1 protein-coding gene is annotated in these 2,314 nt (G+C 68.4%); it reads right to left on the bottom strand.

Going from position 1 to position 2,314, the window contains the following annotated elements; translation table 11 throughout:
- Window positions 1-601: 601 nt before the first annotated feature.
- Window positions 602-2,059 (bottom strand): IMP dehydrogenase, encoded by a 1,458-nt coding sequence (gene guaB, locus ACFDS6_RS02390; RefSeq protein ID WP_375270503.1) that lies wholly within the window; start codon window positions 2,057-2,059, stop codon window positions 602-604.
- Window positions 2,060-2,314 lie beyond the last annotated feature (255 nt).

Here is a 2,314-nt window from a genome sequence, read left to right as displayed (position 1 = left end):
TCGCGGCCTGGGTACGGGCGGCGGGGGTCATGGCTGTTGCTCGTAGACAGGCCGGCTGGCGCGGAGTGAGAGAGGACGCGAAGGCATCGGTGAACAGGCGGCGGCCCGCCCGGCGGCGCGGAAGGTAAGGCTAAGGTCAGTCCAACGCTCGCCGCAATTGGGAACGTCGGGCGAACACTTATGGCGGAAGGTCACACTAAGGTGAGGCCAAGGCGCGACGCGATCGCCGGAACCGGCCGGTGCCTGACGGCCAAAGGTGAGGCTAAGGTGAGGCCAAGACGCGCCGCAATCGTCGAGGCCGGCCGGCGCCTGACGCTGGAAGTTCAGGCTAAGGTGAAGCCAAGGAGCAGCGTCGCGTGCCGTGGAGGACTGGGCTTGGGACGTGACGTCAACGCAACCGACCGCGCCAGTTGCTGCGTTCAGACCGACCAACGCGTCGGTCGAGCCGGCAGCAACGTTGCTCGCACGCCGCGTGCCGCGGCGCTCGCGCGGTTCGCGGCTGCGCGCCGTCGCACGATGAGCGTCGTGCCGGTCGGACGATCTTGGTTCGGGCATGCGCACGCGTCCGCCATGCCACGATGCCGCCGCGTAGGACAGCGGCTCACCGCGTCGGGTAATTGGGTGCCTCGCGCGTGATCGTCACGTCGTGGACGTGGCTTTCCTTCAGTCCCGCGCCGGTGATGCGGACGAAGTTCGCGCGCTGTTGCAGGTCGCGGATCGTCGCGGAGCCGGTATAGCCCATCGCCGCCTTGATCCCGCCGACGAGCTGGTGGATCACCTCGCGCGCTGGGCCCTTGTAGGGCACCTGCCCCTCGATCCCCTCGGGCACGAGCTTGAGCTGATCGCGTACCTCGCCCTGGAAATAGCGGTCGGCCGAGCCGCGCCCCATCGCGCCGACGCTTCCCATCCCGCGATAGGATTTGTACGCACGCCCTTGATAAAGGAAGGTTTCTCCGGGCGCCTCTTCGGTTCCGGCGAGCAGCGAGCCGACCATGCAGGTCGCGGCCCCCGCCGCCAGCGCCTTGGCGAGGTCGCCCGAGGTGCGCAGGCCGCCGTCGGCGATGACGGGCACGCCGAGCTTCTCGCCGGCCTCCGCGCAGTCCATCACCGCGGTCAGCTGCGGCACGCCGACGCCGGCGACGACGCGGGTGGTGCAGATCGAGCCCGGTCCGATACCGACCTTGATCCCGTCCGCGCCCGCCTCGATCAGCGCGCGCGTCGCCTCGGCGGTGGCGACGTTGCCCGCGATCACCTGGACCGAGTTGGACAGCTTCTTCACGCGCTCGACCGCGCGCGCGACGTCGCGATTGTGGCCGTGCGCGGTGTCGATGACGACGAGGTCGCACTCGGCATCGACCAGCGCCTCGGTACGCGCGAAGCCCTTGTCGCCGACCGTGGTCGCGGCGGCGACGCGCAGGCGGCCGGCGGCGTCCTTGGTCGCGTCGGGATAGGTGACCGCCTTCTCGATGTCCTTGACGGTGATGAGGCCGACGCAGCGATAAGCGTCGTCGACGACCAGCAGCTTCTCGATCCGGCGCTGGTGGAGGAGGCGACGCGCCTCCTCCTGCCCCACGCCGACAGAGACGGTAGCGAGATTGTCGCGCGTCATCAGCTCGGCGACCGGCTGCTTCGGGTTCTCGGCAAAGCGCACGTCGCGGTTGGTGAGGATGCCGACGAGCTTGCCGTCGTCCTCCACCACTGGAATGCCGCTGATGCGGTTGGCCGCCATCAGCGCCTGCGCCTCGGCGAGCGTCGCCTGCGGCGTGATTGTGATCGGGTTAACGACCATGCCGCTCTCGAAGCGTTTCACCGCGCGGACCGCGGCGACCTGCTCCTCGACCGTCAGGTTGCGGTGGAGCACGCCCATACCGCCCAGCTGGGCCATAACGATCGCCATGTCGGCCTCGGTCACCGTGTCCATCGCCGAGGACAGCACCGGAATGTTGAGCGCGATATCGCGCGTCACGCGGGTGCGGGTGTCGGCGTCGGTCGGCAGCACCTCGGATGCCGCCGGAACGAGCAGCACGTCGTCGAAGGTAAGCCCGAGGCGAATGTCCATGGAAGCGCCGATTCCTGTTGAGGGGGAGGAGTGGCGGGCCATGTAACCGCGTTCGTCCGGTTTCGCTAGGTCCGGGCTGACGGGGGCGCTATGATCGGGTGGTACACCGGGGGAAATGGTGATGTTGACGACGATTGCCGCGCTGCTGCTCGTGCTGGTGCTGTTTTACCTGATGAGCAGCATCAAGATCGTGCGCCAGGGATACCAGTACACGATCGAGCATTTCGGGCGCTACACCACCACCGCCTCGCCCGG

It is taken from the genome of Sphingomonas sp., from assembly GCF_042095875.1.
Classification (GTDB): Bacteria; Pseudomonadota; Alphaproteobacteria; order Sphingomonadales; family Sphingomonadaceae; genus Sphingomonas.
This window is presented reverse-complemented; position numbering and strand designations above follow the sequence as displayed.

Bases quoted from the DNA above. Each gene is read 5' to 3' on its own strand.
- guaB (WP_375270503.1), bottom strand. From the start codon at position 2,059: ATGGACATTCGCCTCGGGCTTACCTTCGACGACGTGCTGCTCGTTCCG.